Genomic DNA, 16023 nt, shown 5'->3' with positions numbered 1-16023 from the left:
GTGTCAACTATTTTTTTACCGCTGCAATTTTTACCGCCTGAACTGGCCCAGGCTTTGGGCGATGGACAGCGCCTTGACACCCAGCTGATGAGTGCCCACACGGTCTGGCATGTCTGGGGCCCTGCGCACCATCCTGCGCTGGTTTTGCTGCATGGCGGCAGCGGCAGCTGGACCCATTGGGTGCGCAACATCGCCACTTTGCGTGACGCAGGCTGGCGTGTACTGGTACCAGATTTACCCGGCTTTGGCGACTCGGATCTGCCGCAGGGCTGCACCGATGTCGACGCATTGCCTGCACACCTGCATGCAGGACTGCAGCAATTGCAGGCCAACGGGGTGTGCAGCGGCCCTGTGCGCGTGGTGGGTTTTTCGTTTGGTGGCATGGCGGGCGCTTTGTGGCTGGCCGCGCACCCGCAAGATGCCGAACAGCTGGTGTTGGTCGGCGCGCCGGGTATGGGCCTGTCGACGTCGCAGCGGGTGCCGCTCAAAGGCTGGCGGCATTTGCCCACGCCCGAAGCGCAAGAAGGTGTGCACCGTCACAACCTGATGGCGCTCATGTTCGAATCCATCACCTCAATGGATAGTTTGGCGCTGAGTTTGCATGCCGCCAATGTCCAGCGCGACCGCATGCCAAGGCGGCGCTTGTCATCGACCGACATCGTGGCGCGTGCCTTGCCTCAATTGCAGGTGCCTGTGAGTGCCATTTTTGGCGAGCACGATGCTTTGTACCGTGAACGCTTGTCAGAGCTCCAAGCGGCCATGCCTCGTTTGGCACAACGTTGGGGACAGTGGCACACCGTGCCCGGTGCCGGGCATTGGGTGCAGTACGAGGCGGCACAGGCCTTTGATCAGGCCTTGCAGCGGGTGTTGGGCTCGGTGCCTGCTTGAATCAAGCGCGGGCGGCCGTGACCGCCGCGCGCAGGCCCAGCAGGTAGCTGTCCACACCAAAACCGGCAATCTGGCCCTTGGCAATGTCGGCGATCACCGATTGGTGGCGAAAGGCTTCGCGGGCATGGATGTTGGACATGTGCACTTCGATGATGGGGCACTTCAAAATGGCCAAAGCATCGCGGATGCCGTAGCTGTAATGCGTCCAGGCCCCTGCGTTGATGACCACGGCTTGCACCGCATCGTTGTGGGCCCGGTGGATGCGCTCGGCCATCTCGCCTTCGATGTTGGTCTGAAAGCACTCCACCTGGGCGCCGAGGGTCTGGCCCAAAGCGGTCACTTGCGCGTTGATTTCATCCAGCGTGACGGTGCCGTACTGGGCTGGGTCGCGTTTGCCGAACATGTTCAGGTTGATGCCGTGCAGGACAAGGATCTTCATGGTGGGGCTCTATCGCTCGAAGGATCATGGGAATTGAATGGCTTGGATGCGATTGTCGGTGATTTGCGGCAATATCCAAGGCCTTGCATGAAAGTGTGCCATGACCCCTCTAAAAATCGATTTTGTGTCTGACATTGCCTGCCCCTGGTGCGCCGTGGGTTTGGGGGCGCTGGAGCAAGCGCTGCAGCGGCTGAACGCAGAAGTGCAGGCTGAGCTGCACTTTCAGCCCTTTGAGCTGAATCCGCACATGCCCCCCGGTGGCCAAGATTTGGGCGAACACCTGACGCAAAAATACGGCTCTACCGCAGAGCAGCAGGCGCAAATTCGCCAGAACATCGCCGCACGCGGGGCAGAGGTGGGTTTTGAATTTCACCCAGGCGGCCGGGGTCGTGTGTACAACACCTTCAATGCGCACCGCTTGCTCCATTGGGCCGAAACCCAAGGGCCTGGCGCCCAGCACCGCTTGAAAAAAGCTTTTTTGGAGGCCTACCAAGGCCGAGCCGAATGCATGGAAGACCCCGAGGTTTTGCTGGCGGGCGTGGCCGCAGCAAGCCTGGATGTGGCCGCTGCCCGCGAGGTGTTGCAAAGCAACGCGCACACTGAGGAGGTGCGTGAGCGCCAACAGTTCTACACCCAAGCGGGCATCCGATCGGTGCCCGCTGTGATCATCAATGACCGCCATTTGATCTCGGGCGGCCAGCCGGCCGAGGTGTTTGAGCAAGCCTTGCGCCGCATCGCTTTGGGCGAGGTCTCTTGAGCATGTCCTGCACAACGCGCCGCAAGTGGCTGGGTCAATGGGGCGGGGCTGCGGCTTTGGCGTGGGTGGGTGTTCCGGGCGCAGTGCTCGCACAGCCAGAAGTCAACGCTGCCAAGATCGAATTGTTGCGTCTTTGGCGTCAAAGCGGCGGTGCGCTGCTGATTCGCCATGCCGCAACCGAAGCGGGCTTGGGCGATCCGCCTGAATTTGCGTTAGGGCAGTGCCGCACTCAGCGCAATTTGAGCGAGGACGGCAGGCAAGCCTCGCGGGCTTTGGGCGCGTGGCTGAAGGCGCAAAATTTCCAGCCGGAGGCGGTGCTGACAAGCCAGTGGTGCCGCTGCCAGGACACAGCGCGGCTGGCTTTTGGCCAGTTCGAAGACTGGCCAGCCCTGAACAGCACCTTTGCGGGGCAAGGCGATCCGGCGGCTCAGCAAAAAGCCTTGTTGACCCGTTTGCGGGGATTGCCCAAAGGGCGCACCGAGGTGTGGGTCACGCACCAAGTGATCATGACCGGCTTGACCGGCGCTTATCCCAGCATGGGCGAGGGGTTTTTGGTGGACCGGCAAGGCCGTTTGCTGGCCAGAGCGGCTTTGGCCCCATGAGCAGCCTGCACAGTTTGACCGTTTACTTTGACGGCTCGTGCCCCATGTGCCGCCGCGAAATCGCCATTTACCGGCGTTTGCCCCAGGCGGCCGCCATCGATTGGGTGGATGTGAGCGCCGGGGCCGAATTGGGCGCCACGCTCAGCTGTGCGCAGGCCATGGCCCGATTCCATGTGCGCGACCGCCACGGCCGCTTGTACAGCGGCGCAGCAGCGTTCTCGCAGATGTGGCGCATGTTTCCAGGATGGCGCTGGCTGGGCTGGTTGTCGGCCTGGCCACCTTTGTCGTGGCTGTTTGAGGCCGCTTACCGTTTGTTTTTGCCGCTGCGGCCCACTTTGCAAAAGTGGGTCAGGCGCGGCTTGGGTGAGGAGAGACCATGATGACCAAAGTTTCGAGGGCCAGCGCAAAGCCCGTGCTTGCGGCCAGCTTGCTCGCTTGTTTGAGTGTGTCGCAGGCTGTCGCGCAAGCGCCAAGCCCAGTTGGAGAGAAGGTGACTTTGGGCGCTTGGGCCATCGACCGGACGGAAGTGACCATCGGCCAGTTTGAGCGTTATGTGCGTGCGACCGGCACCGTGACCCGCGCCGAGAAAGAAGGCGGTGGTTTTGAATATGGCGCAGGCTGGGAGCGTCGTCCGGGCTGGTCTTGGCGCCAACCCGATGGCGTGCCGGCGAACAAAGACCTGCCTGCCGTGCACATTGACTTTGCCGAAGCGCAGGCTTACTGCCGCTGGGCCGGGGGCCGTTTGCCCACCGGGGCCGAATGGCAAAAAGCGGGCTTCACCGAGCTGCGCGAATCACCCCCTGCACCTTGGGTCAAGGGCCGCACCTATGCCTGGAGCACGGGCGACAGCCCACAGGGCGCCAACACCAGCGACCCCGACCCGTGGCCACGCGCCGCACCTGCCGGGGCAACCCGACAGGGTGTGAATGGCCTGTATGACATGGGCGCCAATGCCTGGGAGTGGACCACCGATGCCCGGGGCAACGAAAGGCGCACGGTGGGCAGCTCCTGGTGGTACGGCGCTTTCAACATGAAGGCCGATGTGCAGGCCTACAAGCCGGCTGATTTTTTGGCGGTTTACATTGGTTTTCGCTGCGTGTATGACCTGACACCCAACGTGTCCGGTGCTGCCAGAGCCAAACCATGATGCATTCCTTGCCTGAGGGCTTCCGGGCCTTGGTGGTGGGCGCCACTGGGGCGATTGGCGGGGCCTTGCTGCAGCAACTTCGGGCTGACCCACGCTGCGCTGCGGTGGTGGGTGTGTCGCGCCAAAGCGCACCCGGGTTGGATCTGCTCAGTGAGCCCAGCATAAAGGCCTGTGCCCAGGCCTTGGCGGAGCGTGGGCCGTTTCATCTGGTGCTCGATGCCACGGGGGCTTTGACAGTGAACGGTCGCGGCCCCGAAAAGCGCCTAGAGGAGCTCGATGCCACGCATTTGCTCCACGCAATGCACCTGAACGCCGTGGGCCCTGGCCTCTTGCTCAAGCACTTCGCGCCTTTGCTGGCGTCTGGGCAGAGGGTGATTTGGGGCAAGCTGTCGGCGCGGGTTGGCAGCATTGAAGACAACCGCAAGGGCGGTTGGTACGGCTACCGGGCAGCCAAGTCGGCACTCAACATGCTGCTGCAAACCGCGGCCATTGAGCTGTCGCGGCGCAGGCCACTGCTGGTGGTGGCCGCTTTGCAGCCGGGCACGGTGCAGTCGGCCCTGAGTCAGCCCTTTGTGGGTCAGGATGCCCTGCACCCCGACGAGTCAGCCCAGCGTTTGCTGGCCACGCTCGATGGCTTGCAGCCCTCCGGGCGTGCGCAGTTTGTGGACCACCAAGGGCAGCACATCCCTTGGTGATGCGCCAGGGCTGAGTGGCGAGATCAGCCCAACGCCTTGGCGATCTTGTGCCGCGGCACGGTGCTTTTGGGGCACTGTCCCTTGGGCAGTTCAAACCACTGGCGCACGTCGTTTTCCACACCCACCCCGTGCATGAAGTTGTAGATGGCTTTTTTGAGGCCTTGGCCCAGCAGGTCGTGGTCAACGCCAGCAGGCATGGGGGTGGGGTCCACAAAGCCCACATCGTTTTTGGCAAAGGTCCCCTCGGGCAGCGGCAGCAGCGTCACGCCGTAAGCCTCGGGGTTCAGGCCCACGGGTGAATGCACGGTGCAGACAAAGCGGTGAAAAAAGCCGCTGTGGATGCAGCCGTTTTCAAACAACTGGCGCACGTACTCGAGCGCGTCCACCGTGTCTTGCACGGTTTGCGTCGGAAAGCCATACATCAGGTAAGCGTGCACCAGCACGCCTGCATCGGCAAAGCCTTTGGTGACCTGTGCCACCTGCTCAACCGACACGCCTTTTTTCATGAGGTTGAGCAAGCGGTCAGACGCCACTTCGAGGCCGCCTGACATGGCAATGCAACCGCTTTGAGCCAGCAATTCGCACAACTCGGGGGTGAAGGTTTTTTCAAACCGGATGTTGCCCCACCAAGAGATTTGGACACCCCGGCGCAGCAGCTCCTCGGCCAATGCTTTGAGGGCTTTGGGGGGTGCTGCTTCGTCCACAAAGTGAAAGCCGGTCTGGCCCGTCTCGGCCACGATCTGCTCGATGCGGTCCACCAGCGTGCTGGCTTGGGCGGTTTCGTAGCGGCTGATGTAGTCCAGACTCACGTCGCAAAAACTGCACTTCTTCCAGTAGCAGCCGTGCGCCACGGTGAGCTTGTTCCAACGCCCGTCGCTCCACAGCCGGTTCATGGGGTTGAGCATGTCCAAAAGCGACAAGTACTTGTGGAGCGGCAAGCCGTCCCAAGTGGCCGTCCCCACGTCTTCAAAGGGGACGTCGGGCTCTTGCAGGTGGATGTACTGCACCTGGCCTTTGTCATTGCGCACAAAGGTGCGTTGCAGCCGCTGCGCACTGCGCTGGCCTTGCAGGTGCTCAATCAAGCTGAGCAAGGGGCGCTCGCCACCGTCAAGGGTCACGAAATCCACATGGTCAAACACCCGCGCGTCTTTGAGTTCGCGCAGCTCGGTGTTCACAAAGCCGCCGCCCAGGGCGATGCGGATATCCGGGTGCGAGCGTTTGATGCATTGGGCGATGCGAAAAGCCGCATAGACCGAACCGGGGAAGGGCACGGACAACAACACCAGGGTGGGCTGGTGGTGTTCAATCGCATCCAGCGCCAAGCGCTCCAGTGTGCTGTCGATCAGGTTGGGCGGCTCGGCCAGGGCCTCGGCCAGCGCGTTAAAGCTGGGCTGGCTGGCGGCCAGGCGTTCGGCGTAGCGCACAAATTCAAAGCCCTCATCCACCGCGTCGCGCAGCACATCGGCCAGGTCGTTCAGGTACAGCGTGGCCAGGTGCCGGGCCCGGTCGGTTTGGCCCAGTGAGCCAAAGGCCCAGCCGATCGGGTCGCCAGTGCCATCGTCCTCATAGGCGTCGAGCGCCTCAAAACGCGGGCCTTCGGGCAAAAATCCCCGGCCTGCGATGCGGTGGCTGAGCGTGCTGTCTCGGCCTTGCAAAAACGCGATCACTGGATCGATGCTGATGGCGTAATCTTGGAAGTGGTCCAAGAAAAAGTTCACCGGCCCCGAGCGTTCTTCGACCGGCAAAGCCAATGCCGTGTCGCGCAAGTCCGTTAGTCCCTTGCGGTTGAGCAAGGCCAGTACGGTGGCCAGTGCCAAATCTTCTTGAACCGCATCGATGCCCCTTGAACGCAAAAAACCCGTCAGGTAGGCCGTGGACGGGTAGGGCGTGTTCAGCTGCGTCATCGGAGGGATGAGGCTGAGCACTTTGATCGGGGTGAGACTGGGCATCAGGCGGGCAATGGTCGGATCGGTGGTGGGATTATCAACGGGCGCAAGGGCGTTAACATCCAGCTGCCCATTAAGCCTTGCCCTGCCATTTTTTTCAGATGACCCCTTCGCCCGAAGCGCTTCAAGACGCTGCCTTGTCCCTGTCCGCATTGATGGTCCAGCCCGGCGAACAAGCTCGGCTCAGCCCTGCACAGCAGCGCTTCAATGATTTGCTCGCCCGAATTGAAAAACTGTCGGGCCTGATCCAGCGGCTGGAGGCTTGGTCAGACCAGCACCGTTACGCGCACATCCAAGCGTTGAGAGTCTCAGTGCAGCAAGCACAGGTCCACCGTAAAAGCCTCTTGCTGTTTGTGCACGACCGCTTGCAAACCGCAGACTTGACCGATCGGCAGCATCGCATGGCTCGGGGGCTGCTGCGTGGACTGATCGACCAACTGTCAGCCACTGCCGACCCGCAGGTGAAGGCCTTGGCCGAGGTGTATGTGAGCGAAGAGGACACCCAAGAAGCCGCAGACGAGCAGGCTCAAGCCGCTCAAGCCTTGCGTGAGCGCATCGAAGAAGCCTTGGGTCAGCCCCTTCACAAACCCAGCCAGTACCAGACCCCTGAGGAGATGATGCAGGCGGGCATGCGCCAGTGGCAACAGCAGCAAGAGGCCAACGAGGCACGCAAGGCGGCCAAGCGTGCCGCCCGAAAAGCGCAAAAACAAGCCCAAAAGCAAAGTGCCGCCGCCGAAAAAGGCGATGTGCCGCCCGCGATGCTGCGTGAGCTTGACGCCAAAAGCGCGATCCGCACGATTTTTCGGCAACTGGCCAGTGCTTTGCACCCTGACCGTGAGCCTGATGAACAAGAGCGCCTGCGCAAAACCGCGCTGATGAGTGAGGTCAACGCCGCTTATGAAAAAAACGACCTGACCACCTTGCTTCGTTTGCAAATGCAAGGGACGCAGGGGAATCATCAAAGCGGATCACACTTGGCCGACGACAAATTGATCGCCATGTGCATGCTGCTCAAGGAGCAGTTGGCAGCGTTGGAAGAAGATTTAGACCAGTTGCAAACCCGTTTGAGCCTGGAGCTGTGCGTGCCCGTGCAGGCAGAAGCTGACGTGGCACTGATGACGCAATCACTGCAGCGCCTTCAGGCCGATCAGCGCCACATCTCCGACAGCTTGGAGGCGGATTTGCGCCGCATTCAGAACGAGGCGGAGCTCAAACGCTGGCTCAAAGAGCAGTGGCAGTTGGCTAAAGCCACTTCTGCATGAAGCTGGCTTGGCCCGCAGCCGGGTCCAGTGCATAGGGCGCAAAGCCAAAGCCCAGATAACTTTTCAGAGCTGGCGCATTGCCGGTCAGCACCTCCAGCGTGAGCTTGCAGCAGCCGCGGTTTTTGGCATGCTGCTCTGCAGCCGCAAGCAAGGCTTGACCCACGCCAGCGCCCCGGTGACCGGGCAGCACGGCGATGTCGTGGATGTTCATCAGGGGCCGCGCCTTGAAGGTCGAATAGCCTTCGATGCAGTTGACCAGGCCCACGGGTGCATCGCCAAGCCAAGCGATGAAACTGGCCGTGTCGGTGCGGCCAGCCAGGTCATCGCACAGGCGCGCTTTCACTTCCTGCGCAAGTCCTTCTCCACCCCCCATGGGGTCTTGGGCATAGGCGTCCAGCAACATCACCAGCGCAGTCCGGTGTGAGGGGTTTTGGTAGTCAACCGGCAGGATTTGAAGCGGCATGGTCAGACAGTGGCGGTGGGCATGGGGGGCATGCAAAGGGTCCTTTGGGCTTGGATCAGGTGTAGTCGCTGACAGGAATGCAGCTGCAAAACAGGTTGCGGTCACCATACACGTTGTCGACGCGGCCCACTTGCGGCCAGTACTTCACGCTGCCGGGCAGGCGCTGGGCTTGGGCCGCACCGATTTCACGGCTGTAAGGACGGTTCCATTCGTTGCCCAGCAGGCTGTCCGCGGTGTGTGGCGCGTTTTTGAGTGGGTTGTTGTCTTGCGGCCAGTTGCCGTTTTCGATGAGGCGGATTTCTTCGCGGATGGCGATCATCGCGTCGATGAAGCGGTCGATCTCCTCCAGCGTTTCGCTCTCGGTGGGCTCGACCATCAAGGTGTTGGCCACAGGGAAGCTCAGCGTGGGCGCATGAAAGCCATAGTCCATCAGGCGCTTGGCCACGTCTTCGGCCATCACGCCGCTGGTGTCCTTCAAGCCGCGCAAATCCAAAATGCACTCGTGGGCGACACGACCGTTTTCACTGGCGTACAGGGTGGGGTAATGGTCGGCCAAGCGCTTGCTGATGTAGTTGGCCGCCAAAATTGCCGCCTCGGTCGCGTGTTTCAGGCCTTGGGCGCCCATCATGCGGCAGTACATCCAACTGATGGGCAGCACAGCGGCATTGCCCAGGGGGGCAGCACTGACTGCGCCCACCCCATTGACTGGCAAGCCGCCCGTGGCGTGGCCCGGCAAATAAGGCACCAGGTCTTCCACCACGCACACGGGGCCGACGCCGGGGCCACCACCGCCGTGAGGGATGCAGAAGGTCTTGTGCAGGTTCAGGTGGCTCACGTCGCCGCCGAACTCGCCGGGTGCGGCCACGCCCACCAGCGCGTTCATGTTCGCGCCGTCCACGTAAACGCGCCCGCCATGTTGGTGCACCAATTCGCACAAGGCTTTGACTTGCGTCTCGAACACACCGTGGGTGCTGGGGTAGGTGATCATCACCGCAGCCAGGTTGGCGCTGTGTTGCTCGCACTTGACCTGCAGGTCGTTCATGTCCACGTTACCGTTGTCGTCGCACTTGGTGACCACCACGGTCATGCCGACCATCTGGGCGCTGGCGGGGTTGGTGCCGTGCGCGCTGGAAGGGATCAGGCAAATGTTGCGGTGGCCCTGGCCTTGGGCGCGGTGGTAGGCCTGAATGACCAAGAGTCCTGCGTATTCGCCTTGCGATCCGGCATTGGGCTGCAGGCTGATGCCTTTGTAGCCAGTGGCCTGGCACAGCCAGTCGCGCAGCTGCTGGTCCAAAAGTTGGTAGCCCGCCAGTTGGTCGGCCGGGGCAAAGGGGTGGACGCCCGCGAACTCGGGCCAGGTGATGGGGATCATCTCGCTGGTGGCGTTGAGCTTCATGGTGCAGCTGCCCAGCGGGATCATGCTGCGGTCCAGCGCCAGGTCTTTGTCGGACAACTGGCGGATGTAGCGCAGCATGCCGGTCTCGCTGTGGTAGCGGTTGAACACTGGGTGCGTGAGGAAGGGGCTGGTGCGCTGCAGGGAATCGGGAATGAGCGGGGCGACGCCTTTTTCAAACTGTTCCCAGCTCGGCAGCGGCTGACCGCTGCTGGCGAATATTTCCCAAAGGCGTTGGATGTCATCGCGGGTGGTGGTTTCGTCGAGCGAGAGACCCACATATTCTTCCCACACCACCCGGATGTTCAAACCGCGCTGCACAGCCCGTTGCGCCAATTCACGCGCGCGATCTGCGCCGACTTGCAGGCTCAGGGTGTCAAAAGCGTTCTCATGGACCCGTGTGTAGCCCATCTGCTGGAGTCCGTTGGCCAAGACTGCGGTGTAGCTGGCCACGCGCTGCGCAATGCGCTTCAAGCCCTGCGGACCGTGGTAGACGGCGTACATGCTGGCCACCACGGCGGGCAACACTTGCGCGGTGCAGATGTTGCTGGTGGCTTTTTCGCGGCGAATGTGCTGTTCGCGGGTTTGCAGAGCTAGGCGGTATGCCGGGTTGCCGTGTGCGTCCACACTCACGCCCACCAAGCGGCCAGGCAGAGAGCGCTTGTATTCGTCACGGCAGGCCATGAAGGCCGCGTGCGGACCGCCCGCGCCCATGGGCATGCCAAAGCGCTGGGTGGTGCCCACCACAATGTCGGCACCGTTGGCACCGCCACCATCCCATTCGCCCGGTGGCATGAGCAGGGTCAGCGCGAGCAAATCAGCGGCCACGATGTAAGCCGCGTTCTTGGCGTGCACTTTGAGGGTGTCCCCAGTGTCTTGACCCAAGCGTCCGGTGGTCGACGGGTACTGCTCCAACACTGCAAAATAATCGTCGCCGTCCAGCAACTCGTTCCACTGCGCTTCGCTCTCGGCCAGCACCACTTCAATGCCCAGAGGCTCTGCGCGCGTGCGGATCACCTCGATGGTCTGCGGGTGGGCGTCGCCTGCGACGATGAAGCGGTTGCCCTTGGCTTTGACCGAGCGCTTGGCCAGCGTCATGGCTTCGGCCGCCGCAGTGGCTTCGTCCAGCATCGAGGCATTGGCAATCGGCATGCCCGTCAGGTCGCACACCATGGTCTGGAAGTTGACCAACGCTTCCATGCGACCTTGTGAAATTTCAGCCTGGTAGGGCGTGTAGGCGGTGTACCAAGCGGGGTTTTCCAGGATGTTGCGCAAGATGACGCCCGGCGTGTGCGTGCCGTAATAGCCTTGACCGATGTGGCTTTTGAGCAGGCGGTTTTTTTGCGCCAGGGTTTTGAGTTCGGCCAGAGCGGCTGCTTCGGTGAGGGGCGCAGGCAAGACCATGTCCTGGGCGCGGGCGATGCTGCGCGGCACGATGGATTCGATCAGCGACCGGCGCGATGCCTCACCGATCACGCTCAGCATGTGCTGTTCGTCGGCAGCGCTGATGCCAATGTGGCGGGCGATGAATTCGGATGGGTTTTCGAGTTCGCCCAAGGGCTTGAGGGTGGACATCAGCATGCGTGGCTCCGTTTAATCTTTCAAGCTGCAGAAAACGCTTTGTAAGCCGTCTCGTCCAGCAAAGCATCGGTTTGTGCCGGGTTGGACAACTTGACCTTGAAGAACCAGCCTTTGCCCAGTGGGTCGGTGTTGGCCAGTGATGGGTCGCCGCGCAGTTCTTCGTTCACTTCGGTGACTTCACCGTCCACAGGCATGTAAACATCGGCGGCGGCTTTGACCGACTCGACGACGCCCGCAACATCTTTTGCTGCAAAGGACTTGCCCACTTCGGGCAGGTCGACAAACACCACATCGCCCAGCGCATCTTGCGCATGGTGGGTGATGCCCACGACAGCGGTGTCGCCGTCAATGTGCAACCATTCGTGGTCTTCGGTGTACTTGATCATGAGGGGGCTCCTTGAGTGTTGAATTGGTGACATTTAATTGGGATCTGACCCCAATTAACGATGAAGTGAGGCTTTAACCACGGTAATAGCGGTTGGGCACGAAGGGCAGGGGGCTGATTTGCATGGGCACGGCTTTGCCGCGCACCATGGCGTTCAGACGTGTGCCCGACGCTGCATATTCTGCCTGCACATAGGCCAGCGCCACGGGCTGGTCGGCGGTGGGAGCGAGCAGGCCGCTGGTGACTTCGCCCACCTTCTGACCTGCGTCGTTGTGCAACTCGACATGCTCGCGCACCGGCACACGTTCTAGGCCGATGAGGCCCACGCGCAAGCGTTGCGCTGGGGCTGTGCCATCGAGTTGAGCCAGCACCTTGGTCGCACCCGGAAAGCCGCCCGCACGCGCACCACCGGTGCGGCGCACCTTTTGCATGGCCCAGTTCAAGCCCGCTTCGACCGGGGTGGTGGTGGTGTCGATGTCGTTGCCGTACAGGCACAGCCCGGCTTCCAAGCGCAATGAGTTGCGGGCGCCCAGGCCAACGGGCTTGACTTCGGGCTGGGCCAGCAGGCGGCGGGCAAAAGCCTCGGCAGCGTGGGCGGGCAGAGAAATTTCAAAACCGTCCTCGCCGGTGTAGCCGCTGCGCGTCACATACAGGTCTGCGCCATCCACATTAAAAGCTGCGCCGGTCATGAACACCAGCTTTTCGACACCCGGCAAGAACCGTTGCAAAGCGATCACCGCTTGCGGGCCTTGCAGGGCGAGCAAGGCGCGGTCAAATTGCGGCGTGATGGTGCAGCGGCTGCCGATCCGCTCTTGGATGTGGGCCAAATCGCCGTGCTTGCAAGCGCCGTTGACGATCACAAAAATGTCGCCACCGTTGGCCACATCGCGGTTCACGAACATCAGGTCGTCGATGATGCCGCCCTCGTCATTGAGCAACAGGCCATAGCGTTGTTTGTGCAGGCCAAGACCCATCACGTCCACCGGCATCAGGCTCTCGAAGGCGGCTGCAGCATCCGGTCCGCTCAGGCACAACTGGCCCATGTGCGAGACATCGAACAAGCCAGCCGCGCTGCGAGTGTGGTGGTGCTCAGCGACCAAGCCTGCCGGGAATTGCACGGGCATGCTGTAACCGGCAAAAGGCACCATGCGGGCGCCCAGCTCGGTGTGCAGTGCATTCAAAGGGGTGGTGAGCAAGTCGGCAGCAGCGGTCACAAAAACTCCAAGGGCAATGAAAAACCACAGCACATGCTGTAGCGCTTGCCCTCGCTGTCCGCTTTACCTGAGAGATTCGCCGGGGACATTCAGCCTAAAAGCCAAACGTTCTGCGGGTTGCTCCTTCGGTGGATGCCGTGGATCGATATCCCAGCACCTCTCTCCAGTGAGGTAACGCTTTGATGAAAAGCGTTTTGTCAGTCCTTTTGCCTGAGCGTTCAGCAGTTTTTCAAACCGCCTGCGCCTTCGGCGGTCTGACTTGTTTCATGAGGGAAGACAAGTCAGGCACTCTCCTGACAGAGGTTGATTCTAGCTTTATTTGTTGTAAATCCAGTCGCGCAAGGTCAGTGATACCTCTGGTACATAACTGATCAGCATCAGGCAGCCCAAGATGACCCCGATGAAGGGGATCAGGTCTTTGATGATCCTGTCCAGCGATATTCGTGCCACCGTACACGCGGCAAACAGGTTCACGCCAAAAGGCGGGGTGATCATGCCTAAAGCCAGGTTGACGATCATCACCATGCCGAATTGAATCGGGTCGATGCCAAAGTGGATCGCCACCGGCACCAGGATCGGGGCCAGCACGATGATGGCCGCGCTGGTCTCGATGAACATGCCGATGATGAACAAGGCCGCATTGACGCCCAGCAAGAAATATACGGGTGACTGCAGCACCTCTTGCAGCCAGGCACCAATGGCCGCGGGCACACCGGCACGGGTGATCAAAAAGGCAAACAGCCCGGCGTTGGCGATGATGAACATGATCACCGCGCTTGAAATCACCGATTTGCGCAGGATGTTGTACATGTCTTTGACACCGATTTCGCGGTAAATCAAGGTGCCGACAATGAAGGAGTAAAGCACCGCCACGGCAGCCGCTTCGGTGGGTGTGAAGACGCCGCCATAAATGCCGCCGAGCACAATCACCGGCATGAGCAAAGCCCAGCTGGCTTGCCAAGTGGCTTTGCCAAAGCTCAGGCGGCCCTCGCCGTCGTTTTTGCCCCAGCCTTTGTACTTTGCATACAGCCAGCAAAACAGCATCAGGGCAAAGCCAATCAGCAGGCCAGGCCCCACGCCCGCCACAAACAGCTCGCCGATCGAGAGTTCGGCACTCACGCCCAGCAAAATCATGGGGATAGATGGGGGAATGATCACCCCCAACTCAGCCGAGGTGGCCTGCAAGGCCGTGGCCCAGGGGCGGGGGTAACCGTGTTTGATCAGGGCGGGAATCAAGATGGCACCAATGGCAAAGGTGGTGGCCACTGAGGAGCCTGAAACCGCAGCAAAAATCATGCAAGTCAGCACGCAGGTGATGGGCAGGCCACCCTGGATGCCACCCACGATGCTCTTGGCAAACTCGACCAAGCGGCGAGAAATGCCGCCGGTCTCCATCAGGTTGCCCGCCAAAATGAAGAAGGGAATGGCGGCCAGCGGAAATTTGTTGAGAGAGTTGAACATTTCCTTGACGGAAATGAGCATGTTGGCGTTGGCAATCTGGATGCCGACAATCGCCGACAAACCAATCGAAACGGCCACTGACACTGTCAGTGCAAAGCACAACAGCATCGTGAAAAGCATGACTGAACTCATTGTGCGTTCTCCAATTCCATGCGCTGGGGATCCAGCCAAAAGCCGATGATGCCGATGATGCTGAACACAGCGCCCACTGGCAGAGCCAAGTAGGCCCAGAACATGGAAACGCCCTCAAGGCCAATCATGGACTGCACGCTGCCCCGATTGGCATAGTCCCAGCCCCACCACAAAATGATGCAGCACAGCGTCAGTGCCGAGATGGCCACCACAGCATCCAAAACCCGCCGCATGCGTTGGCCGCTCAAGCGGTACAGCAAATCCACGCTGACCATGGAGCCGGTGCGAAAAGCGGTGGGAATGCCGAGAAACACCATCCAGATCAGGCTGAAGCGGATCAACACCTCGGTCCACTCTGCCGGAGACTCCAGGATGAAGCGGGTCACGATTTGGTGAATGGCAAATGCCGAGGCCAGAGCCATCATCGCGCAGGCGACCATCATCGAGAAGGCGGTGGTCCGTTGCTCAAGGCGTAAAAATAATTGTTTCATGGGGAGTTTCTCGGCCAAATTGAAAAACGCCCGCCAGCCTGAGCCGGTCGGGCGTCATGGGCAAACTCAAATCACTTGAAATTGCGGATGCGGTCCAAGTTGGCTTTGCCGAACTGCTTTTCGAATTCAGCAATGGCTGGACCCATGGTGGCAATGAACTTGGACTTGTCCACGTTCTCGATGATGTTCATGCCTTTTTTGCGCAACTCGGCCACACCGTTGGCATCGTCTTTGTCAACACGGGCGCGGTTGGCTTTGACAGCTTCTTTGGCGGAGTCCAAAAAGATTTGCTTGTCGGCAGCGCTGAGTTTGTCAAAGCTGGCTTTGTTCATCAAGATCACAGCAGGCGAATAAACGTGACCCGTCAGCGACAAATGCTTTTGCACCTGGTCAAAGTTGGCGGCCATGATCACCGACAGGGGGTTTTCCTGGCCGTCCACAGTGCCTTGTTGCAAAGCGGTAAACACCTCTGTGAAGGCCATGGGGGTGGTCACGATGCCCAAGCTCTTGTAAGCGGTCACGTGCACGGGGTTTTCCATGGTGCGCATCTTCAGTCCCTTGAGGTCATCCGGGCCGTTGACAGCGCGTTTGCTGTTGGTCATGTGGCGCACACCGTTTTCAGCCCAGGCCAAGGCTTTGAAGCCCTTGGCTTCGAACTTGGTCAGCAGTTCTTGACCGATGGGGCCATCCAACACAGCGCGTGCGTGCGCCTTGTCCCGGAACAAGAAGGGCACATCCAAGATGCGTGTTTCGGGCACAAAGTTGGGGACTGGACCGGTGGAGGTTGTGGTCAGCTCTTGCGTGCCCAGTTGCACCGATTCGATGGATTCACGCTCTGCGCCCAATGCGCCAGCGTAGAAGTTTTGAATTTTGATGCGGCCGTTGGTGCGCTTTTCAACTTCCTTGGACAAGGTGTCGATGGCCTCGCCTTGGTGAGAGTTTTGGCCAACAGAAATGCTGTTGCGCATGGTGATTTGTGCGGAGGCCGTGGCCACGATACCTACAGCCAGGCTCAGGCCCAACATCAATTTGCTCAGTTTCATTCAAAAGCTCCTCATGATTCGGTGGACGACAACAAGGTGGGAATCAACTTGTCATACAAATCGGATTATGGTGTTTGGCGTCAGCGTTTCGCCTAGGGTTTTCGCGGGGGTGATGATGCCTTGG

The 16023-nt window shown here is 60.6% G+C and carries 16 protein-coding genes and 2 riboswitches; of the genes, 7 read left to right on the top strand and 9 right to left on the bottom strand.

Annotation, left to right across the window (positions count from 1 at the left end; genetic code table 11):
- Complete coding sequence (locus Q1M54_RS06605) at positions 1-888, top strand: alpha/beta hydrolase (protein ID WP_300555477.1); 888 nt, start codon at positions 1-3, stop codon at positions 886-888.
- Position 889: 1 nt separating this feature from the next.
- On the opposite strand, the gene aroQ is transcribed toward Q1M54_RS06605, so the two are convergent.
- Positions 890-1327, bottom strand: coding sequence for a type II 3-dehydroquinate dehydratase (gene aroQ, locus Q1M54_RS06600; protein WP_300555475.1), 438 nt, complete (start codon positions 1325-1327; stop codon positions 890-892).
- Between the two features lie 100 nt (positions 1328-1427).
- Here aroQ and Q1M54_RS06595 point away from each other — a divergent pair, with 100 nt between their 5' ends.
- From Q1M54_RS06595 to Q1M54_RS06575, 5 genes are read left to right on the top strand one after another with little or no spacing between them, the layout of a single operon-like run.
- Positions 1428-2084, top strand: coding sequence for a DsbA family oxidoreductase (locus Q1M54_RS06595; RefSeq protein WP_300555473.1), 657 nt, complete (start codon positions 1428-1430; stop codon positions 2082-2084).
- Positions 2085-2086: 2 nt separating this feature from the next.
- Positions 2087-2686, top strand: a complete 600-nt coding sequence (locus Q1M54_RS06590) for a histidine phosphatase family protein (protein WP_300555471.1) — start codon at positions 2087-2089, stop codon at positions 2684-2686.
- Positions 2683-3066, top strand: a complete 384-nt coding sequence (locus Q1M54_RS06585; protein WP_300555469.1) for a thiol-disulfide oxidoreductase DCC family protein — start codon at positions 2683-2685, stop codon at positions 3064-3066. The genes Q1M54_RS06590 and Q1M54_RS06585 overlap by 4 nt, the downstream gene beginning before the upstream one ends.
- Positions 3066-3833 carry an SUMF1/EgtB/PvdO family nonheme iron enzyme gene (locus tag Q1M54_RS06580; protein WP_300555467.1) on the top strand — a complete coding sequence of 256 codons (768 nt, stop codon included), beginning with the start codon at positions 3066-3068 and terminating at the stop codon, positions 3831-3833. The genes Q1M54_RS06585 and Q1M54_RS06580 overlap by 1 nt, the downstream gene beginning before the upstream one ends.
- Positions 3833-4528 carry an SDR family NAD(P)-dependent oxidoreductase gene (locus tag Q1M54_RS06575; RefSeq protein ID WP_300555756.1) on the top strand — a complete coding sequence of 232 codons (696 nt, stop codon included), beginning with the start codon at positions 3833-3835 and terminating at the stop codon, positions 4526-4528. The genes Q1M54_RS06580 and Q1M54_RS06575 overlap by 1 nt, the downstream gene beginning before the upstream one ends.
- A 23-nt stretch (positions 4529-4551) precedes the next feature.
- Here Q1M54_RS06575 and Q1M54_RS06570 read toward each other — a convergent pair whose 3' ends face one another.
- On the bottom strand, positions 4552-6477 hold the full coding sequence (locus Q1M54_RS06570) for a radical SAM protein (RefSeq protein WP_300555465.1): 1926 nt from the start codon (positions 6475-6477) through the stop codon (positions 4552-4554).
- A 98-nt stretch (positions 6478-6575) separates the two neighbouring features.
- Here Q1M54_RS06570 and Q1M54_RS06565 point away from each other — a divergent pair, with 98 nt between their 5' ends.
- Positions 6576-7736 (top strand): J domain-containing protein, encoded by a 1161-nt coding sequence (locus Q1M54_RS06565; RefSeq protein WP_300555463.1) that lies wholly within the window; start codon positions 6576-6578, stop codon positions 7734-7736.
- Here Q1M54_RS06565 and Q1M54_RS06560 read toward each other — a convergent pair.
- From Q1M54_RS06560 to Q1M54_RS06530, 7 genes are all read right to left on the bottom strand, one after another.
- Positions 7717-8199, bottom strand: coding sequence for a GNAT family N-acetyltransferase (locus Q1M54_RS06560; protein ID WP_300555461.1), 483 nt, complete (start codon positions 8197-8199; stop codon positions 7717-7719). The genes Q1M54_RS06565 and Q1M54_RS06560 overlap by 20 nt on opposite strands.
- A gap of 55 nt (positions 8200-8254) precedes the next feature.
- Positions 8255-11173 (bottom strand): aminomethyl-transferring glycine dehydrogenase, encoded by a 2919-nt coding sequence (gene gcvP, locus Q1M54_RS06555; protein ID WP_300555459.1) that lies wholly within the window; start codon positions 11171-11173, stop codon positions 8255-8257.
- Between the two features lie 20 nt (positions 11174-11193).
- Complete coding sequence (gene gcvH, locus Q1M54_RS06550; protein ID WP_300555457.1) at positions 11194-11559, bottom strand: glycine cleavage system protein GcvH; 366 nt, start codon at positions 11557-11559, stop codon at positions 11194-11196.
- A 73-nt stretch (positions 11560-11632) separates the two neighbouring features.
- The gene (gene gcvT / locus Q1M54_RS06545) at positions 11633-12772 is read right to left on the bottom strand and encodes a glycine cleavage system aminomethyltransferase GcvT (RefSeq protein ID WP_300555455.1); all 1140 of its coding nucleotides are present in this window, start codon (positions 12770-12772) and stop codon (positions 11633-11635) included.
- A gap of 44 nt (positions 12773-12816) precedes the next feature.
- Positions 12817-12949, bottom strand: a riboswitch (glycine riboswitch).
- 11 nt (positions 12950-12960) lie between these two features.
- Positions 12961-13078: riboswitch (glycine riboswitch) on the bottom strand.
- A 9-nt stretch (positions 13079-13087) separates the two neighbouring features.
- Entirely contained in the window at positions 13088-14365 is a 1278-nt protein-coding gene (locus Q1M54_RS06540; RefSeq protein WP_300555453.1) for a TRAP transporter large permease, read from the bottom strand.
- Positions 14362-14856, bottom strand: coding sequence for a TRAP transporter small permease (locus Q1M54_RS06535; protein WP_300555451.1), 495 nt, complete (start codon positions 14854-14856; stop codon positions 14362-14364). The genes Q1M54_RS06540 and Q1M54_RS06535 overlap by 4 nt, the downstream gene beginning before the upstream one ends.
- A gap of 71 nt (positions 14857-14927) precedes the next feature.
- Entirely contained in the window at positions 14928-15899 is a 972-nt protein-coding gene (locus tag Q1M54_RS06530; protein WP_300555449.1) for a TRAP transporter substrate-binding protein, read from the bottom strand.
- Positions 15900-16023: the final 124 nt, after the last annotated feature.

The sequence above is a fragment of the Limnohabitans sp. Rim8 genome (genome assembly GCF_943326455.1).
Taxonomy (GTDB): domain Bacteria; phylum Pseudomonadota; class Gammaproteobacteria; order Burkholderiales; family Burkholderiaceae_C; genus Limnohabitans_A.
This window is presented reverse-complemented; position numbering and strand designations above follow the sequence as displayed.

Bases quoted from the DNA above. Each gene is read 5' to 3' on its own strand.
- Q1M54_RS06535 (WP_300555451.1), bottom strand. From the start codon at position 14,856: ATGAAACAATTATTTTTACGCCTTGAGCAACGGACCACCGCCTTCTCG.
- Q1M54_RS06580 (WP_300555467.1), top strand. From the start codon at position 3,066: ATGACCAAAGTTTCGAGGGCCAGCGCAAAGCCCGTGCTTGCGGCCAGC.
- Q1M54_RS06530 (WP_300555449.1), bottom strand. From the start codon at position 15,899: ATGAAACTGAGCAAATTGATGTTGGGCCTGAGCCTGGCTGTAGGTATC.
- Q1M54_RS06570 (WP_300555465.1), bottom strand. From the start codon at position 6,477: ATGCCCAGTCTCACCCCGATCAAAGTGCTCAGCCTCATCCCTCCGATG.
- Q1M54_RS06585 (WP_300555469.1), top strand. From the start codon at position 2,683: ATGAGCAGCCTGCACAGTTTGACCGTTTACTTTGACGGCTCGTGCCCC.
- Q1M54_RS06595 (WP_300555473.1), top strand. From the start codon at position 1,428: ATGACCCCTCTAAAAATCGATTTTGTGTCTGACATTGCCTGCCCCTGG.
- Q1M54_RS06590 (WP_300555471.1), top strand. From the start codon at position 2,087: ATGTCCTGCACAACGCGCCGCAAGTGGCTGGGTCAATGGGGCGGGGCT.
- Q1M54_RS06565 (WP_300555463.1), top strand. From the start codon at position 6,576: ATGACCCCTTCGCCCGAAGCGCTTCAAGACGCTGCCTTGTCCCTGTCC.
- Q1M54_RS06575 (WP_300555756.1), top strand. From the start codon at position 3,833: ATGCATTCCTTGCCTGAGGGCTTCCGGGCCTTGGTGGTGGGCGCCACT.
- aroQ (WP_300555475.1), bottom strand. From the start codon at position 1,327: ATGAAGATCCTTGTCCTGCACGGCATCAACCTGAACATGTTCGGCAAA.
- gcvH (WP_300555457.1), bottom strand. From the start codon at position 11,559: ATGATCAAGTACACCGAAGACCACGAATGGTTGCACATTGACGGCGAC.
- Q1M54_RS06540 (WP_300555453.1), bottom strand. From the start codon at position 14,365: ATGAGTTCAGTCATGCTTTTCACGATGCTGTTGTGCTTTGCACTGACA.
- gcvP (WP_300555459.1), bottom strand. From the start codon at position 11,173: ATGCTGATGTCCACCCTCAAGCCCTTGGGCGAACTCGAAAACCCATCC.
- Q1M54_RS06560 (WP_300555461.1), bottom strand. From the start codon at position 8,199: ATGCCGCTTCAAATCCTGCCGGTTGACTACCAAAACCCCTCACACCGG.